We start from the raw sequence: 19,077 nt of genomic DNA, 5'->3' as shown, positions 1-19,077 counted from the left end.
CTCCCTTACCGAGAATGTAAATGTTATTCGTATGAACAGATCGACCTGAACATAACTATATCTTATAGAGTAGTACCCCAAATGCCACGATAGTTAAACGAAACAAAAGCAAAAAAACATGGCAACAATCGACACGTTAAGATCTTCAGCTTTTCAGCACACCCAGGTCATGAAAGAACGGAGGTTATTGCCACATGATTATTGTTGCGAATCAACCGATTCAACTGTCGCCATCCGAATGGTCTGCATTTGAATGGTACTGGTTACAGCAGCTACAAAACCGCCCCATAAGGTATGTGTATCAATCCATGGATCATCTCCATTTTGAATGGAGCTTAAGAGAATCCCTTGTTGATGCAGCCGAAGGGTTGAACCGAAGCGGTGTCAGCTTTGCCTCATTCGAAGACTCCAGGTGTAACCCTGCCTTTTGGAATCGAAATGCACAGGGTGGATTCGAGCTAAGGCCAGATGTAACACCTGCAGAAGGCATCCGAGATATATGGAGAAACGGACGCTTATATGCGTTCGAGTGTGCAACCGCTACCGTTATTGTACTCTATGGAGGCGTACTTGGAAGCATCCGTGAGGATGCCTTTAATTCATTATTCCGTAATCTGTTGCTATTTGACTGGCATTACGACAGTGATCTGCGTTTGACAGAAAAGAATGGCAAGGAACTCGCACTACCTGGAGATGTGCTTTATTTCAAAAATCCAGACGTGTCACCCAAAACCCCTGAATGGCAAGGTGAAAACACCATTATGTTGAGGGAAAACTGGTACTACGGACATGGTATTGGCATTGCAAACGGTCAGGAAATAATTCGAACCTTAAATCATTTTCGTTTTCCCGGCAGCATGACCTCGGCCTATTTAATGGATATGGTCATATATCCAGACTTCCTTTATTTATCCCGCTATGCCAAAAATGCCACCGGCAACAACCCGGACATAACCACACCCGTATTACCTGGACAAATGTATGTTCGAGTAGGCGGCAGCCGCTATTTGCGTACTTGAATGTCCGATCATGAGATCAGTTAAGCGTCATTTATAGAATAACCCATATATTGCAAAAAGCCCAATCACAAGCAGCCATGCCGCTGACTTGATATTGGGCTCCTTGCAATATGTTATCAGTTCGGTGGATCAAGCTGAACCACAACTTGCTTGCCGCTAACCTGAACTCCTGTCGTTTTAACGCCGTATTCCTTCAACGCTTTGCACAGTTCTTCTGCCCAGGCTTTGCCTGACTCTCCCTCTTTGGCTCCATGCACTTGGATAACCAATTTCACGGAGTCACCTTTTTTCAGAATACGCTCTGCTTGTGACTGCTTCACATCCCGGTCATGATCCTCCATTTGCAGATGCAACCGAATTTCCTTTACTTTGCGTTTATCCGGAGATTTGCCTGCCTTTTTCTTCGCCTGCTGTGCTTCTTCACGGGCAGCGCCCGCACCAATCAGTTTACACGGAGGTGGGCTGGTCATCAGGGACAAACATACCAAGTCTACCTTATGCTGTTTGGCCAGTGCCAGTGCTTCCTGTGTTGACATGACGCCCAGGTCTTCTCCATTCAGACCGGTGAGTTGCACTTCGTTAGCTTTGATCTTTTCATTTTTAATGATCTGAGCCATGCATCTTCCTCCTTGACATGAAAAGCCTGTCCTGATCACTGAAGATCAGAGCAGGCTTAAATATTAGACTACATTTCGTGTGCTGTTATAAACGTTACCTACGTTGCATACGTTGCGTTAAGATTAACAACCTGTCATTACGATGACTTTTTCTCGAAATATCGTGGCGTGTCCCCCGAATTACAACGAGTTAAATGCTTCTGTCAGAACAGGTACAATCTGCGATTTGCGAGATACAACGCCTTTGAGCAATGCTTTGTGGTCTGTCAGCGTTACATTGTATGCTTTTTCAACCGCTTGAGCAGATGCGCCATAAGCCAGTCCAACGGAGTCGTTGTTTAAGATATCCGTCACAACAAACAAGAACAGGTCAAGTCCTTTGCTGGAGATAATCGCTTCAATCGCCGCTTCAAGCTCTGGCTGTTTTACCAGTACATCATTAACGTCAACCGCATTCACTTGGGCGATTTCCACTTTCGCTGTACCCATAGCGAATTCTTTCGCATCCAGAGAGATCAGCTCAGCAATTGTTTTCTGACTCAAGTCTGCGCCAGCTTTCAGCATGTCCAGACCATAGCTATCTGCATCTACACCGGCAATAGCAGCCAGCTCACGTGCTGCAGCTACGTCTTGCTCTGTGCAAGTTGGAGATTTGAACAACAAGGAATCGGAGATAATCGCGGACAACATCAGACCCGCGATCGGCGCGCTGATTTCGATCCCGTTCTCTTTGTACATTTTGTTCAAAATCGTTGCAGTACAGCCTACAGGCTCCGCACGGAAATACAAAGGCTGACTTGTCTCAAAATTGGCAATACGGTGATGGTCAATGACTTCAACAACGGTTACATCTTCAATATCGCTTACACTTTGCTGACGCTCATTGTGATCCACCAGAATGACTTTATTCACTTCGTTAGCCGCTGTTTTGATCATACGCGGTGCTTCAACTTTGAATTGATCCAGTGCGAACTGCGTTTCGCCATTCACTTCGCCCAGGCGCACGGCTTCAACTTCCTGTCCCAATTTGCTTTTCAGGTCTGCATACGCGATTGCTGAGCAGATCGTGTCTGTATCCGGGTTTTTGTGGCCGAAAATTAGTACTTTTTCCATATTCATAGCCCTCCGTCAATTCGAGTTTAAGTTAAACTTATCCTTATTTGAATCATACCTTACTGATTATAGCGCTTATACGTCTTAATTCCAATCCCTTTACAGCGAATTAATGAGAGATTACATGAAGGCCAGTTTCGCAGGTGGCGAACGCCGGGAATCAAGAAGAAGCTATTGGCTTATTATCATCAACAGGTATCCACGTCTGTTCTAATTTGCAGGGGTGTTCGCTACATTTGTAATTAGATGTCCGTCCAGCTTGTCACCTTTACACAGGGCTTGCACGAGCTCCCGGCCTGATTCCGGGGTCATTTTACCGTACCAGTCCCCTTGCGGATACACAATGGTGACACATCCATCATCACAGCGGCCATTACATTTGGTACGTGTTGTATGAATGAATCCTCCGGCCTGTTGTTTCGCAATTTCGTCCCGCACCGCCTGAGTGACTTCTTCCCCCTCATTACGCATGCATGTTCCGCCGTTACAGAGTAAAATATGGTGTTGCAGTTGATCCAGATTATAGATAGCCAAACTCGCTTCATTCCTCTCACATCAATAGGATATGTATCTTTTTATGATTGCACAGTATAACATTACAACTCTATAAATTAGCACATCTATCCAGGTTTGTGCAACGATAACGATAAACTACAGCTCAGGATCGAACGTATTCAATCCTTTTTTCACAAAGAATGTCTGCAAACGACCTGCTTCGTTAATCTCCAGCAAATTCAATTGTGCACCATAAGCACATCCACCGTCTATACCGATCTTGTCTCCGCGCGGGTCCATCCAGATTCCAGGCTCATCCTGCAAATATTGCACAGGGGTATGTCCAAACACAACAATCTCCTTAAGTGCTGTAGGTCTGCTGTAAAAAGGTTCGCGAATCCAGAGAAAATCCCGTTCGGACTGGTGGTTTCTCCAGTCGGCTACAGCCGGGTTAATCCCCGCGTGTACGAAAATGTATCCCGGAATCTCATACGACAACGGAAGCTCGTCCAGAAAATGCAGATGATGCTCATAATGAGAGCGCATCCATTGTTTGTCCTGGGCATACGCCTGCCAGTCCATCTGATCACCATCATATGAAACGGGTAGATAACTCGCGAGCGTCTGTAATCCGCCATTGCGAATCCAGTGTAAATCGTACTCTTCGACATCATGGGTCAGAGCCTTCACCATCATGGCATCATGATTCCCCTTGAGAATAACGATTTGGTTCTCTTGTCTTAGCTTCATAATCTGCTCAATGACCTGTTTGCTATTAGGGCCTCGATCTACATAATCCCCCAGCAAAATCAACTCATCCTGCGACGGGTCATAATGAACCTGCTCCAGCAGTGCATTGAATTCATCATAACAACCGTGAATGTCACTGATGACACATCTGCGCAAGTGAATCTCCTCTCTTTCCGGTTGAACCCAAAATGCAAACCGGAACCCTGTCTGCCTGCTGCAACAACTGCAGCCAAATCAGCAAGGTTCCCGTCTTATCCAAACTTATATTCCCGATCCTATAGATATAATCCTGCTTTAGTTCTGATTCAGACCGAAAGCTTCTGCAATCAGACGGAAAGAACGCAGACGTGCTTCGAACGAATGGATGGCAGACGCAATAATCACTTCATCGGCTTCGTGACGTTCAGCCATCGCAATAATTTTGTCCTTCACCTGATCCGGCGTGCCAATGATGGAGAATGAGCGGCGCTGACGAATCTGTTCGAGCTCCATCGCTGTATATGGGTAGTTATTCACTGTTTCAAGAGAAGGGAAGGACTTCTGTTCCAGTCCGCGTCCAAGTCGCAGGAAAAATAACTCATTGCTGCGAGCCAGTTCAGCGGCTTCTTCTTCTGTATCCGCACAGAAAGCGGAGACCGCAATCATGGAGTGAGGTTTGTCGCCTAGAATGGACGGTTTGAAGTGCCGACGATAATGTTTCATCGCTTCCTCTCCGCCTGGTGTTCCAAAGAACTGGGCAAATGCATAGGCAGTCCCTTGCGCCGCGGCAATCCTTGCTCCTTCCGAGCTGGACCCCAAGAGCCATACTTCGGGTACCGTTGGAACGGAAGGTCCGGCTACAAGGGAAGCAAAACGATGATCTTCAGGCAACTGCTCGTGGAAGTAACCACCAAGATCCGCAATCTGTTGCGGGAAAAACTGTACATTCGATGATTTGCCCTCGTTCAAAGCCCTACTGGCAATAGGCATACCTCCTGGTGCACGCCCAATGCCAAGGTCGATACGTCCAGGGTGTAAAGCTTCAAGCAAACGGAAGTTTTCCGCCACTTTATACGCGCTGTAATGCGGAAGCATAACGCCTCCTGATCCTACTCGAATACGCTCCGTATGGGCAGCCACATGACCAATCATGATTTCCGGGCTTGAAAAGGACAGCGCACCTCCGCCGTGATGCTCGGACATCCAAAATCGGGAATACCCCAGTTGCTCGGCATGCTGCGCTAACGTTACAGCCTCCTGCAAGGCATCATGTACATGGCGACCCTCACTAATGTGTCCATGCTCCAGTACACTCAATTTCATATATATTCATTCCTCTCGTCAGTGAAGTGATGGAATAAAGGTGGTTTTCCCCTTATGCTTACTTGTCCATTGTAACATTAAAAATTACAGTTTCAAACTTTACATTACTTTACTCTTCATTTTCCCCCTGACGTATCGAAAAGAAAATAAAAAAACACAGCCAGTTTTTAGCTGGCTGCGTTATAGGACATTATCTCGGCCTAACTTACTTGTCTACCTTATTTGTCTAGCCTGTTTATTCACCTTACTAAAATGACACTGCACTATTCAAACTCATTTAAATTAAGGTGCTCGTTTAGGCAATAACTTCACATACTCATCAGACAGCTTCATCAAGCTGAGCACATGTTCGTAATCGGAACGGTACGGCTCCAGATTCGTGACTGGCTCATAGGTTTTGAGCGAGTATGCCGTTCCATCGTCAAAGCCTGCACCAGGAATAAACATGATGTCATTATTCACAAATGAACCGGTTGGCAAGTAATAACGAATACCGAATGCATTGTGATCCATATTGAGCAAGTCATGCCCAAACGCTGTGAACTTCTCTTGCTTCAGCGATACGCCCATCAGATTCATGACGGTAGGCAGAATATCCAGTTGACCACCCGGCTGCTCAATCACTTGCCCTTTCGTTTGTTTCGGCGTATGAATCATCAGCGGAATATTGAATCGGCTTACTTTTCCATCGTATGGGATATTCAAGTTTTCCTGAATCTGCTGTGTAATCTCTGGTTCCTCCGGTAGTCCAAAGTGATCGCCATAGAGCACAAGCGTTGTATTATCCCATAAACCGTTGGCCTTCAATTCGTCAATCAGTTGACCTACTGCGTAGTCTGTATAATTGATCGCTTGCAGGTAATCATGTAACAGTTTGTTTGTAATTGTCGCCGGAATTTCAATACGTGCGCGATCGGCTGGAACAGTAAACGGCGAATGGCTTGACGCCGTGATGAACTGAGCATAGAACGGCTGTTTGGCCGCCTGATGCGCAGTCATTTTTTCCACACCCACCCGATACAATTCTTCGTCCGATGGCCCAAAATCGTTGAATTTATCATTCGCAAAGCTCGGTTTATCGAAGTATCTTGTGAAACCCAGGGCGGGGTACATCTTGTTGCGGTTCCAAAAAGTTACGTCATTGACGTGGTATGTCTCGGACTCATATCCTTCTTTCGCCAGCAGTTTGGGCAGGCTTGGAAGGTCACGGTCACTATACCCGGCTGACATCGGTACAACTCCTGTAGGATAAATGGACGTATTCGACATAAACTCCGCATCCGATGTATTTCCTTGACCGATCTGTTGGAAGAAATGAGAGAAATAATAGCTTTCTTTCGCAAGATTATTTAAGACTGGCGTTAATTCTTGACCATTTAGCGAAGCGTTAATCGGAAAATTTTGAAAGGATTCCAATTGAAGCACAATCAAGTTACTGCCTTTTGCTTGACCAAAATATTTGGCCTTCACCACTGAACCGTTATCCGCGTTGTTCTTATATGGATATTGGCTAACCAATGCATTAATCTTGGCAATCGTTTCGTTAATATTGCCATGGGCAATGGCCTCATTTTCTTTGCTCGTCAGAATTGCCGAGGACACCTGATAGTTCAGAAAACCGAGATTTTCAGCCCGTACCAGCTCGTTATCAATCGTTTCCCCCTTGACGATAAAGCTGCCAGACAAAACGATGCAGAACGCTGCTGTAAGTGCAACGCCCAGTTTGCCCCAGTAGCGCCTGCGATTTCTGCCAAATGTCAGGCTACTCTCCTGGTAACTGCTACGATACGCCCCTTTGCTGCGTTTGCGTCTGACCAACCAGACCGGTATAGCCAAAATAATATCGGCAAAAAACATAAAGTGTTGCGGCCGGACCAGTGGTCCGATACTTCCTCTAACCTGCGCAACCTGCCCCAGCTCACTTAGCGCGGTATACGTAGGAACTGAACTGAAGTGTGCATTATATAACGTGGCTGCAAACAAAATCAGGGAGAACAAAACATTAAACGCCCCGTATACCGTGCGCTTCCAGCTCAGCGGTACAATTAAATCCAGCACGCATACAATGGTAAGCGCAGCGAGAGCATCGGTGAACAGCCCCACGCCCGACAACCCATTGAAGAAGAAATAACGCAGAAGGGATAACTTCAGCAACATTAAAATAAACAAGACGGCAAATAAGGTCCGTGATGTTGACTGCTTGCTTTTATTCGTCGATGTAAACATGGTCGTTTTCAACCCTTATCTGAAATTTTACGTTCATTTTACAAAACGCATATTTCAGTATAACAGTTTTCGTGTGTCTGTTCCATTGAGGTTATGCTATATAAGTAGAACTAAAATGATTTCCACAGGCACTCCGAAGACAGAATAACCTTTCAATCGCTGTTATCCCCAGATTTTTCTGATCCCTCTTTTCAAGGGGAAAATCTTGTGATAAATGCGACCGCTACGCTTTTACAGGTTTTTTCTGTCTTCTCCGTTCTTGTGTAAATGAATCGTTCTACTTATAAAGACGTCCACACTGGCTCAGATGTGTTTTAATGAAGGACAAGGATTGACTCAAGCGATCGTGGATATATCCTCGTTCTTCATGCTTTGATGGTTGCGCGATGCTCGAATGACTGCCTGCGCTGCTGCAACTCGAGCCCATGGAATCTGCTCGGGTCTGCAACATACAGCCACTAACTTGATATCATGGATAAACGAAATGGACGCCGCATCTAGAATATGTTCAACGGTTATGGATGTTTTCAGATGTGGTTTGCGAATTCGCCCTTGCGTAGCTGTCATCTCCACTAAACGGCCTACCCCTTCTATATCAAAGGTATGAGGAGAACTACATTCCCTCTGGAAAGTCTCTTCGTCCACTTGCTCTCGCCCAGTTGTCTCCTCACGAGTGTTGCCGTATATAGATTGTGTCAGCGTATCTGCATCAAACGAGATAAAGTCTGCATAACGCGCGATTTGTGCTGCTTTCCTTGCAGAGTTTTGTGAGGTAACTGCAGCCCCTACCTTATAAATACAGTGGCGTCGCTCTTCACCGAGTACCTGATCCGCTACATGATCCACCAATGCTCTCATTTTTTGAATCTCTTGTACATGCTCCACATGCGGAATCATGATTTCGGGACGAACCCATAGCCCTTTACGGATACTCTTGACCGCTGCCCTGAAAATAGCCTCCAATTGCATTTCATGAATCTGGGATAAAATCAGTGCCGAATCATTACTATCCTGCTCCAGCATATTTACATCCAGGAACAACCCTTGCAGCAGAAAATTAAATAATTGAATGTTCACCGGTCGTCCGTCCATCACTTCAAAAAGACATTCCATGTCAGACTGCTGCATCGGCAACAATCGTTCCAACCCGCGCCTACGTTCTGCTTCCGTATCCGCAAGTATCATCTTCTGCACAAAAGGCTTTCTGGACGGAGACAACAGCATCGTCTCTGTTGTACATAACCCCACTCCCTCCGCATCCCATACTCGTGCCTGCCAAGCCTCTGTTATATGTTCCACCTTGGCGAGGATGGATAACTCTTTTATTTCATTCGCCCATTCCAGCAAAACCTTCAGTTCGGGCAGCTCCTGTTGCATACACGCTGTTACATCCTCTGATCTCATTCGGAGGAGAGCTTCCTCTTTTGAAACCAGCCCTTCTTGCACGAAATGGACTGCGTTTCTGATCGTAGCCAATGAACTTAATTTCGCAGGTTGCACATGTTGTATGCATACCGACCCCGGCTTCACCACATAGGAGAGTTCCAGCACTGCCCCCGCGCGTCTCTCTAACTCCGTACAGATCATCTCAAGCTCTGTATAGCGCTTTAAACTATTTCTTTTTAAATATGATAGAGCATGCACCATGCCAGACTTGCTTCTTGCCGGAAGATAATCCCCTATCATGCCTTGTTCACCTGTTGCGGGATTACGAGTATATACTTTCCCTGCACCTTTGTGATTAGCGTAATCGTCTTGTACCATAGCCTGTATAAGAACCGCTGCCCCGTTTGTTGCTTTTTTGGTTACCCCTGCCTTTGTTTTACCTTCAGTGGGATCATCTCCATGGTTGATCTGTTCAGCAGAATAAACGGCTCGAACAGCTGCTTGAAGTTGAGAAATTACGTCCTGTGGAAAAGGGCTTCCGCTGATCGCCTGAATCCAGCCTTTCTTTTCTTCAATCCATGATTCAAGCTCCGCTTCTCTGGTAAAATAGTTCTCCGAATCTGCAGTCTTCGCAAATGCCATCTTATAAGGAATACCATGAACCATGTGCCCGTACTGCTGAAGTAAGGCGAGATAACATTGAAGCGCACAAAAACGATTGCCTGTCTGGCGAGCGAGATCTTCGACGGTGTCATCATTCAGACCTACGTAAGATATAGCGTATTCTTCGGATACCGAAGAATAACCAGCCTCATCTGATCGCACATCAAACAGAAGCGGATGGTTCGGTCCTCCAAAAGATGTACCCGTTTGTTGCTCCAGATGTCGGATGGCTCTAACCAGCTCTTCCATGATTTCATCGGAAAGTTGACCAAGACGGGTACAATATGCGCGACAGCCATCCGTCGTAACGACCATTCCCGCTGGAACAGACCATCCTGCTTGCATCAGTTCTGCGAGGGCTACCCCCACACCATGCGTCAGTCCTTCCAAGTCTGCACCTCTTTCTCCCAACAGCATTACCCGTTTAGTCATTGCAACTCTCCCATCTGCCGTCCATGGCTGTAATTAATCAGCAGCGTCGTTAGGCCTTAAAACAGCGCTGCCTTCACTTTAATGTTATGTTGCAGGAGCGTCTTCAAAGACTACAGGTTCAACATTTTGTGAACGTTATTCTGTTTTTTTGTTAAATTTGATTCCGTACAAAGCAAAAACTCCCTCAGCATGAGCTGAAGGAGCCTTTGTTTGTTTTTTTGCATAACCAATACTACCCTATAAATCGCAAGATATCGTCGATTTTCTTCCCATGAGAGATTACACCGTAGTTCATCCACGTCAAAAAGTCTACCTCATAAACATGACCACTCTTCACAGCTGGAAGTTGCGTCCATTCCGTTCTATCCAGCAGTTGCCGTTCCTCTCCGATCCTTAAAGAGTCACGAGTATCAAAGGTAATCAGTAGATGATCAGCCCGAAGCTGACTTAATTGCTCTAATCCAATGTCGACTCTCCGCTCATGTTGTGTCCACTGTGTCACATATTCATGAGGGTTGAGACCGAGATCCCGATAGATGACTGGGCCTACATAACCAGATTGATCGCCGTAAAGTGTAATTCCCGAAGCCGAAACACGGAGAAAAGCAACCGATTCTTTGCGCATACGTCCTTGCAGATGTCTTTTGGCCTCCATGGCTTTATCCTCATATGACTCAATAACGTCCTGGACTCTATTGTTTCTGCCAAGCACGTCTGCCGCCGATTTCAAAATGGCACGCCAATCTTCACCCTCTTGATGTACATAATACACGGGCGCCACCTGCTCGAATCGATCCAGGTTCCATGTTTTATATCCCATGTCCAGCATGATGAACTCTGGTATATGCTCCGCCTGAAACTTGGCATCCCGCTGACTGACGTCAAATTCGGGCACATCATCCAGCTGTAAATAACGTTGTTTGCCCCAGGCTCTGTGCGAACCTTGCAATATCGGCTTTACTCCGAGCGCCAACAGGAAATCCTCCAAGTAAGGAGCAAACACTCGCACCTCCTGGCGGTGATGACGACGGTACACGCCTGGTGAGACTCCCGCGTATTGCTTGAAGCGGCGACTAAAATAATACTCATTGTTAAATCCCACATGACTCGCAATATCGTGCAGACGATCATCCGTTATCTGTAACAGCTGTTTGGATCGCTCCAGTCGAACACGGTTCACATAATCAAGAGGAAGCTGGCCTGTCAATCTCTTGAAATGCCGCGTATAACTTGTTCTGGATAGACCGGCTCGGGAAGCTAGCTCGTCCACGGTGAGTATCTGATTATAATGCGATTCAATGTATTGAACGGATTGCTGGAGTGGGGTCCGATCATGATTCGGTTGAAGCTCCGGATCATTTTGACGAATGACATCTCGGAACCACTGTTGGAACTGGATTTGCATATCCCACACGTCATGCACAACTGTAACATGTTGCTGGCGATATAACTGTTCTATACACTCCACACAAGCACTCCAAGGGGTATATGTAAACTCAATTACGGATATTATGTTGTCAGTAACCAAACTTATTTCACGGTTATTAGCCTGCTTCTCCAGATTGTTTTGGATCGGTATTAACTTATCGGAACAGCTGTCTTCGAACATTGAATTCATATCCATTTTATAGAACGTCAAGGCCTCTTCTTCTCCAACATCAGCTGTTACAGAGAAAGAAACATCTGCGCGCACCAAACATATGGAACCCGGTTCCAGCTTTGTTTGGCCCTCAGAATACGTTAGAACGCCCCTTCCTTGCACCACAATAACAAAAGAATGAGCTTCCGTTTGCTGAACTGAATATGTTGAGCTTGTTTCCAATGTATAATTTATGTATTGTATGCGTTGTAAAGAGCAGAGCCACGGCTTGGTCATGATGTGCTGTATTGAAGCGTACATTGTGCATCCATCTTCCTTATATGAGAATTGTTATCAATTAGATTTAGTGTAAACGAAAAAAGAAAGCTCTTCAAGCCGCGCTGAAGAACTTTCTCTATTCAATTCACAAGTTATGGCGTCATCTTTTCCAACAAATCATCAATTTTCATGGAATTTGCAATGACTGCACCGGACTGCCAGTGAGACCTTTCCATCATGTAGACATGTTTATTTTTAACTGCCGGAAGCGACTGCCACAGTTTTCCGTCCAACATGTGGATGGCCTCCTGATTTTCTGCGGAATCCCAGGTTCCGTTCGATGGAAACACGATAATGTGATCGGCATCCAGACTCGGAATCGCCTCTTCGGACAGAATCTCTTGGTACTCTTTCATATCTCGTGCAAGTGGATGTGGAGTGAGTCCAAGATCAGAGTAAACAAATCCGGTATAGCGATTTTTGACCCCAAATAACGCCAATCCTTTGTCTGCTACGTTTAACCTCACAACCGCAACCGTCTCATTTCCGATGGTTTGTTGTAATTTTGCTTTCGCATCTGCAATTTTTTGTTTGAATTGTTCTTCAAATGCTACCCCTTTTTCTGGCTGCCCTACAATATCGGCAATGGTCGTCAATACCTGATTGGAGTCCTGAAGAACACTCTCCGGCAGACGGTAGGTTGGGGCTACTTTGCTATATTGTTCGTATTGTGTTGCATCTACTCCACCGTCCACAATGATCAAGTCCGGGTTGTATTGCAAAAGTGCCTCGATGCTGCCTGTTATATCAAACTTTGGCGCATCTAACTTCAAATAATCCTGTACTCCCCAAGTGGGATGATGCCACTGTACAACCGGTGTAATATCCATCGCCTTGAGATAGTCCTCGACATAGATACCCGCAATACGCTGTGGATGAACAGGAATCGTTACTTCTCCAAATTCATCCTTTACGACACGTGTCTCGTTGTTTGGAGCCTCCGTTTCTACAGAGGTACTATTCTTGGCTTCTCCCTGTTGTGCTGACGTTTCCGTATTTGCGCTACAACCGGATATCACCATTGCAGTGAGCAATAACAACATCAACCACCCTTGAATTACTTTGCTTAGCCTTACCATCATGCATTTCCCCCTATGTGTAATCTGTAGATGTCATCATGAGAACAGAATACTTTAATCTATAATGATAATCATTCTCATAAAACTCTGTAGGTGAATTGTACATGATGTAGCTGTGTCGTCACAATACACATTTGAAGACTCTTTTTTATACAAACGAAGCATTCTTGATAAAAAATAACCCCTGCTACGAATGCAGGGGCAGTTTATCTACAAGTGTTTTAATTAAGACTCTCTTCCTGATGTCTGCTAATCATCTCAAGAAGCTCTTCCTCACTATTTAAGCGTATAGAATCGGTATATTCCCATCTGAAATAAGGATCAAGACTGTTAGCTACTTCTTCCCATGTTTCCCTCTGATGTTTAAGTAGTATCTGTTCTATCTTTCTAGTAATCATTTCAAAGTCCAACCTATTTACAATAAAATATGTTGAACCTGATATAATATCTACACCATCTCCTAGTTCTCTTTCAAGCGCCTTCGGGGTTATTATTCCAAAATCAAAACAATCCGCTCCATCACCATCTTTAGTTCCAATACAAGCGGTACCTGACAAATAAAAGTCATCTCCAATATCTTCTGTTTCTGTGAACTCTAATTTGCCATGGATGTTAGGATTTCCTGTAATGACAATATCTTTTAGTACGGGTTGGATCATGTTAGTGCACCTCTTACATCAAAAAATAATCTGCTAGTTTATTAGAAATGATAATTTGTATTCGTTACCTAAAATCTAGTATTTATGCCTTTATTCACCTTATCCATTACAAATATCCGGATCAGATTTTAAATGCCTTTTTCCCCACCAAGCTAATAGGTCTCTCCATGTTTGTAATGGCTCAACAAGAAGGCATTTTAGACAAACTGAGTCAAAAGCAGGTTTAATTCTTTAAAGATACGGATCCGCAACTGTTCGAGAAGATGTTACTTATTCCTAGAAACTACTCTAACAGAAATTCTTGAGTGTGTAATAAAAAGCCAGCACTAGGTTATTGGTGCTGGCTTTTGTTGATCACTTTCAGTTTATGAACCTTCAATCACTTTGTCTTCAATCACCGGTGCTGGAATTTCTTTAATCTCAACCGATTCTTCAGGAGCAGCCATTCTTTGAACTTTCATCGGCATAGCATCCAGATACTTATATTCCTCTGTTTTTGTTGAACTTGAGACAATCTCACCATTCTTATCTTTCATATAAATTACACGTTTCGTTGGTAAGCCCGTTTTAACATCAATCGTTACAATTTCTTTATGGAGATTGTCTTCTGTAACAGCTTGCTGTTCGTTACTCTCTGCAAGTGAACGAGCCTGTGCTCCTTCAGGCTCAAGTACTGTCCAATTCTGTTTTTGTAACTCTTGCTTTGCATTTTCAAGCAATGACATTTGAAGCAATTTTTCATTTTCTGCGGCAATATTCTCAGGCATCGTCCAGGTGTTACCCACCAATTTACCAGACTCAAAATCACGTCCGTATGATGTGACCTTCTTCCCGCCATCTTCCACGATCAACTTGGTGTGAAGTTTGTTATCCCGATACTCCTCGGTAATCTCAGTCAAATTGACGCGATCCCGGTAGCGAACGGTGTACGATCCATCTTCCAACGTTTCTTTAATGTACTCCACTTTTGCTTGAGTTGCTTTTTGTGCTGCGCTTTCGACGTCACTCTGCGCACTTACGACGGTCGGTTGGTTGAAATAGATGTATCCCCCAACAGATGCAAAGGCCAGTGGTATGGTCAGCAATGAGACCCATAATTTTTTCTTCACAGTTCAGATCCTCCTCTTATTTATTCTGTATATCTTCTTAACGCATTATTCCGCTTTTAAGTTCCAGCCATTTACAAATCCGCTATAAAAATAACCCTGTGCATCCGAATCACCTTGAGGATCTTGCAACCTCCAAGCATTAGGATTGCAAGGCGAAGCCATTAATTCAGAATCGAATGATTGCAGGTAATAATTCTGCTCTGGGAAATGTCTGATCATTCCACTCAAATTGCTACAATCACTTGTATACATACTGGTAGCTCTACTTGTTTTAGCTACGTGAGTATAATGAAAATTAAAAACTGTATTCCCTACTGTATTATACATAGCAGCCCATCCTGAAGCAGCGTTTGCATAATACCCAATACTAGCATTTGGGTAATAAACTCGACTCCATTCAAAATCACCACCAGTGGTAAGACCACAATCTGCAGATGGGCAATAATCTACGAGATCAGCGCCTTTACTCACTTGAGCAATCACTGGATACACGCTACCGGGTCCACTTCGAATGTTCAAACCTGAAGCTTTTACATCCCATACACTGACCTTTTTGCTGTACGATACAAGCCTAGCGTCTGCTTTGTCTGTTGGAATATAGAACGAGACAACTGCAAAGATGAATAAGATGAATAATTTACCACATACACTAGTACATTTTAGCACAGTTACATTCTCCTTCCAGTTTGTAATCAGTTAAATTGTACCACCGCCTCACGCTTAATTTGTTACATTTTGTAATATTAAATCATATATTTGAATTTATGGGCTAGCAACCCTCTATATCCGGTCTGATTTAAGAGTCACAACCCAAACTTCGTGTAGTGATTTTAATGTATCTCTTTCTTCCTGGTAAACTTCTCTAAAATAATCCAATCTACGATGCCCTTCCATCAAATGAAAGGGTTTTCCCCATGAAGTTAAACTTAAGTTATCCAGGACGATGATAGGTTCTGGCCACGTTCGATGCTCAAGCATGTAATCCGCTAACCAATCTTCTTTATCGTCTTCATCCTCGAAGATGTGGTATCCCATACCTCCTAGTTCTTCACCATCAAATAATTTGATTTCATTATAGACTTTTTCAACATCCCACCATTCTCTAACGAATTTCATATTTTCAATCCCTGACTCAATATATTCATCTAGGATAGAATCATAGTGGCGATAGATGGAACTTCCGTAACAAGAAGTGGTTTTAAGGTATCCCATATCAATTTGTCGTACATAGGTGCTGCTCCTTTTAAGCAATTCTATGATCTCTGCAGATTCAGGATGATGAGACAAGGATAATATGCAATAAAGTAACGAAGTAGAACTTTATGGAGTTAGTTTTGAGAAAAACGAAAATCCTGGCTCAAACATGACTTAGATTATCAGTAGTATCCTTCAGCTCTTTCTGTTCACAATGCTGCAATGTAATATGTATCATGGGTTTAAACGTACTGACTGTTTGAGACGTGGGGATTAAATCTAATTCTGCATCCATATCAAACAACGCATAGTTGGTATACGGTTCTAACCCGGCCACATGGTGTACTCCTGAATAGACAATACCATCGTAGCCAATATGACTGCAGCAAGCTCCAATATAGTTAGGAAGCAGGTATGCAGATTTGACTCTCGTATCTGTTTCAGCATTCGATTCATTAAAGAAACCTTGAAACTTCGGATCAAATTCACCCAGGTTAAACAAGCGAAGTTCTCTTCTCAAAATCTTAAACGTGGCAATATCTATGAGCTGATCATGCGCAGGATTAATTTCATAGGGGATGGCTTCCTTTGAGTTCGTTAGATATAGAACAGGCACCCCAATGAAATTGTATCTCCCATGTGAAGATTTGCCGACAGGTGCAGTCCATAATTCTTCGAATGTGTATGCCTTAATAGAATCTACAGCTCTAGTCCTTCCACGAAACAGATCCATCTGCCCAGTTGATAAAATATGTATATTTCCGTGATGGAAGTGTTGCTTCAGAACTTCATAGATCGCTCTACCAGTTTGATGATGATAAGCCAACATCGGATTCGTTCTGAGTATTTCTTTAAATGCCTCTAAATCCTTCAGACTAATCTCTTCTCCGTACTGTTCAGCAAAATCGGAGAATTCTTGGATGTCAAAAGTATACGTGGATTCAACCTCTTGTTTTGTATATAAATCACAATATTTAGAGAAACTCATTTTAGAGTTGGATGAGCTGACAGCTTGGCCTCTACCATAGCCGCAGGGGCACTTTAGCAGTGAAAGGAATAAAGGGGATATAGAGTCGGGAACGCCGTAGTCAGAAATGTACTCGCCCGCCTTATAATAAGAACCACCAGGATCATAGGGTATATACTCATCTTGCAACTCAATGCGGTTTTCATTTAACATATCTTCAATTTCTTTACCGTGGCAATGTTCGCATCCACCAATATCTTCGGACAACATATCCGCTATAGGAATAAGAAATTTGTCTTCAACATTAATCCTGTGATATTTCTCGTTCTCTAATACTTGATAATTACAGATTTCGCAACGCACCTCTCTGGATACAAGTGCAATACGGTTCTGTACAAAACGTTCGTAGAGTTTGATCTGCCTCCATACTTTTTCAAAGAATTTAAAAATGTCCTCTGCGCAACAACTACAGACCGTACGCTCATGTAGATCGGATAACTCATTTGGCATATTCTTCTCCTACTCTCTACCTTGTGGTAATACTCTCCTTCCTATAGTACTATAACCACCTGGGGGCGGGATACTACACTATTACATATACCTAAATGGAGTACAGGTATGAAGCAGGAGCTGGGTAAGAAAAAGTAAGGGACACAACTAGTTGCCATTATGCCCCTGAATGGATTAGATTTATTTTGCACGTAAATGTATTACATTACTGCTAGGTGCCTTTTTGGGATTTTGCTGAGGGAAATCCATGGTTAATTGTTCGCCTTTCTTAGCAGAAACCATAAAATCCTGAGCGTCAGGTCTCCAAAGCCCGTATTTTTCTACTACAAGCTTAAATTCCTCTAGATCATGGCTACATAGTCTGAAGACTGGTCGTCCATCATTAGAAGAATTTCTGGGGGCTCTATTTTTATCTACCGATGCTTCAACATGACATAGCTCATGAAAGACTAGCGCCTCTTTCTGTTGATCCGTTAGGTGTTCCCACACTTTGTTTGGTAAGATTAAGTCCATCTTAACAGATGTCTTTTTTCTCTTGTCTACAAAAGGGGATAATACTATTATAGCGGCTCTAAAAAAGCACTTTAATTCCCTATGCCTTAACGTAACCCTCATACAACCGTTCCACAAACCCATTTTGCTCGCCACCTTGTAACAAGTAACAACCGATCAATCCAAAATCATCGCTGACATATCCCGCTAACTCCGGTTCACCTGTTAAGGCCAGTGTTCGTTTAAACGCAGTCTCCCTGATCTGTCGCAACACTTCATCTTCGGCAACGGTCGAGTCCCCGGCATAGCGTTCATAGGCCTGCATCCACTCATCTGCAAATGGGGCTTCATCCCTTTCATCCAGATACGCATCTACATCCAGTCCTTCAAAATTCCGTTTGTCAAGCAAGCGTCCATCCTTCAAATCTTGCAACAACGTGTCTACATCGCTTCTGCTCATTTCGTCACTCCTTCATTTTCCTTCTTCAAATACATCTCAGGTATAACAAAACGTTTCATGTGTTTACTAGAATCTGCTATAAAATGATCTAATCCCCGTTCCTCGTATTCTTTAAGTACACATTCGAAGATACGAGCAATAATGCCACAATCCGCCAGCGCATCATGCCTGTGAATGCCTTCTGTGTTCAGATTGTAATATGCGATAAGAAAATCGGTTGAAACTACATCTGTTACCTCGGGATGAATATATGTAAACATCGCTTTGGTATCCAGTACCTTGTTAGTAAACATGGTTAACCCGAATTCTTGACAATGACGCTCTAGCATGGGCAGATCATATTCGTATCCCGCATGAGTCACAAGCACTTGATCTCCGATAAAGCTGCAGAATCGCTCGTAAACCTCTTTAAAAAGCGGAGCCTGTGACATCGCTTGATTCGTAATACCAGTGAGTTTCTCCACCGCTGCCGGAATTGGTTTGGATGAACGAACCAGAGAAGAGAAACTAGTTTCACTGGCTCCCTCGCTCCTTTTATAACGTACTGCACCAAACTGAGTGACACTCTCCACAGCTACATCAATACCTGTTCCTTCCAGATCAAATATACAGTATGTTCTATCCTGTAACGGTGTCACATTTAGCTCGTCCAACGTATATGTACCCGGCAAAAACGTGATTTTCAC

The 19,077-nt window shown here is 43.8% G+C and carries 18 protein-coding genes; 1 reads left to right on the top strand and 17 read right to left on the bottom strand.

What is annotated here, in order from left to right; translation table 11 throughout:
- Positions 1–194 precede the first annotated feature (194 nt).
- Positions 195–1,019 carry a protein-glutamine gamma-glutamyltransferase gene (locus M3629_RS05580; RefSeq protein WP_251503222.1) on the top strand — a complete coding sequence of 275 codons (825 nt, stop codon included), beginning with the start codon at positions 195–197 and terminating at the stop codon, positions 1,017–1,019.
- A gap of 116 nt (positions 1,020–1,135) precedes the next feature.
- On the opposite strand, the gene infC is transcribed toward M3629_RS05580, so the two are convergent.
- The 17 genes from infC to M3629_RS05495 form a co-directional block, all read right to left on the bottom strand.
- Positions 1,136–1,627, bottom strand: coding sequence for a translation initiation factor IF-3 (gene infC, locus M3629_RS05575; RefSeq protein WP_251504591.1), 492 nt, complete (start codon positions 1,625–1,627; stop codon positions 1,136–1,138).
- A 189-nt stretch (positions 1,628–1,816) separates the two neighbouring features.
- Positions 1,817–2,749 (bottom strand): manganese-dependent inorganic pyrophosphatase, encoded by a 933-nt coding sequence (locus M3629_RS05570; RefSeq protein WP_251503221.1) that lies wholly within the window; start codon positions 2,747–2,749, stop codon positions 1,817–1,819.
- 210 nt (positions 2,750–2,959) lie between these two features.
- Positions 2,960–3,283: a (2Fe-2S) ferredoxin domain-containing protein gene (locus tag M3629_RS05565; protein ID WP_154886199.1), complete on the bottom strand. Its 324-nt coding sequence runs from the start codon at positions 3,281–3,283 to the stop codon at positions 2,960–2,962.
- A 117-nt stretch (positions 3,284–3,400) separates the two neighbouring features.
- Positions 3,401–4,150: a metallophosphoesterase family protein gene (locus tag M3629_RS05560; RefSeq protein WP_251503220.1), complete on the bottom strand. Its 750-nt coding sequence runs from the start codon at positions 4,148–4,150 to the stop codon at positions 3,401–3,403.
- A 138-nt stretch (positions 4,151–4,288) separates the two neighbouring features.
- Positions 4,289–5,296, bottom strand: coding sequence for an LLM class flavin-dependent oxidoreductase (locus M3629_RS05555; protein WP_154958809.1), 1,008 nt, complete (start codon positions 5,294–5,296; stop codon positions 4,289–4,291).
- Positions 5,297–5,578: 282 nt separating this feature from the next.
- On the bottom strand, positions 5,579–7,522 hold the full coding sequence (locus M3629_RS05550; protein ID WP_251503219.1) for an LTA synthase family protein: 1,944 nt from the start codon (positions 7,520–7,522) through the stop codon (positions 5,579–5,581).
- Positions 7,523–7,858: 336 nt separating this feature from the next.
- Entirely contained in the window at positions 7,859–10,003 is a 2,145-nt protein-coding gene (locus tag M3629_RS05545; RefSeq protein WP_251503218.1) for a putative PEP-binding protein, read from the bottom strand.
- Positions 10,004–10,235: 232 nt separating this feature from the next.
- The gene (locus M3629_RS05540) at positions 10,236–11,879 is read right to left on the bottom strand and encodes an AraC family transcriptional regulator (protein WP_251504589.1); all 1,644 of its coding nucleotides are present in this window, start codon (positions 11,877–11,879) and stop codon (positions 10,236–10,238) included.
- A gap of 134 nt (positions 11,880–12,013) precedes the next feature.
- Complete coding sequence (locus M3629_RS05535) at positions 12,014–13,000, bottom strand: ABC transporter substrate-binding protein (protein WP_251504588.1); 987 nt, start codon at positions 12,998–13,000, stop codon at positions 12,014–12,016.
- A 221-nt stretch (positions 13,001–13,221) separates the two neighbouring features.
- A complete protein-coding gene (locus M3629_RS05530) occupies positions 13,222–13,659 on the bottom strand; it encodes an Imm8 family immunity protein (protein ID WP_251503217.1) in 438 nt (145 codons plus the stop codon).
- Positions 13,660–14,024: 365 nt separating this feature from the next.
- Positions 14,025–14,768, bottom strand: coding sequence for a hypothetical protein (locus M3629_RS05525; RefSeq protein ID WP_154886208.1), 744 nt, complete (start codon positions 14,766–14,768; stop codon positions 14,025–14,027).
- Between the two features lie 45 nt (positions 14,769–14,813).
- Positions 14,814–15,434, bottom strand: a complete 621-nt coding sequence (locus M3629_RS05520) for an SH3 domain-containing protein (RefSeq protein ID WP_251503216.1) — start codon at positions 15,432–15,434, stop codon at positions 14,814–14,816.
- A 114-nt stretch (positions 15,435–15,548) separates the two neighbouring features.
- Positions 15,549–15,884 (bottom strand): hypothetical protein, encoded by a 336-nt coding sequence (locus tag M3629_RS05515; protein WP_251503215.1) that lies wholly within the window; start codon positions 15,882–15,884, stop codon positions 15,549–15,551.
- Between the two features lie 241 nt (positions 15,885–16,125).
- On the bottom strand, positions 16,126–17,439 hold the full coding sequence (locus M3629_RS05510; RefSeq protein WP_251503214.1) for an RES family NAD+ phosphorylase: 1,314 nt from the start codon (positions 17,437–17,439) through the stop codon (positions 16,126–16,128).
- Positions 17,440–17,619: 180 nt separating this feature from the next.
- Positions 17,620–18,075: a putative metallopeptidase gene (locus tag M3629_RS05505; RefSeq protein ID WP_251503213.1), complete on the bottom strand. Its 456-nt coding sequence runs from the start codon at positions 18,073–18,075 to the stop codon at positions 17,620–17,622.
- Positions 18,032–18,391, bottom strand: coding sequence for a hypothetical protein (locus M3629_RS05500; RefSeq protein ID WP_154958815.1), 360 nt, complete (start codon positions 18,389–18,391; stop codon positions 18,032–18,034). Before M3629_RS05500 ends, M3629_RS05505 begins: the two co-directional genes overlap by 44 nt.
- Complete coding sequence (locus M3629_RS05495) at positions 18,388–19,077, bottom strand: 3'-5' exonuclease (protein ID WP_251503212.1); 690 nt, start codon at positions 19,075–19,077, stop codon at positions 18,388–18,390. Before M3629_RS05495 ends, M3629_RS05500 begins: the two co-directional genes overlap by 4 nt.

Source organism: Paenibacillus polysaccharolyticus, from assembly GCF_023714295.1.
GTDB classification, from domain to species: Bacteria; Bacillota; Bacilli; order Paenibacillales; family Paenibacillaceae; genus Paenibacillus; species Paenibacillus polysaccharolyticus_A.
Note: the sequence above shows the minus strand (reverse complement) of the source record. Positions and strands in the feature narration are given on the sequence as shown.

What these genes read in the sequence shown, in the direction of transcription:
- M3629_RS05580 (WP_251503222.1), top strand. Translation starts at nt 195, where the DNA reads ATGATTATTGTTGCGAATCAACCGATTCAACTGTCGCCATCCGAATGG.
- M3629_RS05570 (WP_251503221.1), bottom strand. Translation starts at nt 2,749, where the DNA reads ATGGAAAAAGTACTAATTTTCGGCCACAAAAACCCGGATACAGACACG.
- M3629_RS05555 (WP_154958809.1), bottom strand. Translation starts at nt 5,296, where the DNA reads ATGAAATTGAGTGTACTGGAGCATGGACACATTAGTGAGGGTCGCCAT.
- M3629_RS05550 (WP_251503219.1), bottom strand. Translation starts at nt 7,522, where the DNA reads ATGTTTACATCGACGAATAAAAGCAAGCAGTCAACATCACGGACCTTA.
- M3629_RS05545 (WP_251503218.1), bottom strand. Translation starts at nt 10,003, where the DNA reads ATGACTAAACGGGTAATGCTGTTGGGAGAAAGAGGTGCAGACTTGGAA.
- M3629_RS05540 (WP_251504589.1), bottom strand. Translation starts at nt 11,879, where the DNA reads ATGACCAAGCCGTGGCTCTGCTCTTTACAACGCATACAATACATAAAT.
- M3629_RS05535 (WP_251504588.1), bottom strand. Translation starts at nt 13,000, where the DNA reads ATGGTAAGGCTAAGCAAAGTAATTCAAGGGTGGTTGATGTTGTTATTG.
- M3629_RS05530 (WP_251503217.1), bottom strand. Translation starts at nt 13,659, where the DNA reads ATGATCCAACCCGTACTAAAAGATATTGTCATTACAGGAAATCCTAAC.
- M3629_RS05515 (WP_251503215.1), bottom strand. Translation starts at nt 15,884, where the DNA reads ATGAAATTCGTTAGAGAATGGTGGGATGTTGAAAAAGTCTATAATGAA.
- M3629_RS05510 (WP_251503214.1), bottom strand. Translation starts at nt 17,439, where the DNA reads ATGCCAAATGAGTTATCCGATCTACATGAGCGTACGGTCTGTAGTTGT.
- M3629_RS05505 (WP_251503213.1), bottom strand. Translation starts at nt 18,075, where the DNA reads ATGGGTTTGTGGAACGGTTGTATGAGGGTTACGTTAAGGCATAGGGAA.
- M3629_RS05500 (WP_154958815.1), bottom strand. Translation starts at nt 18,391, where the DNA reads ATGAGCAGAAGCGATGTAGACACGTTGTTGCAAGATTTGAAGGATGGA.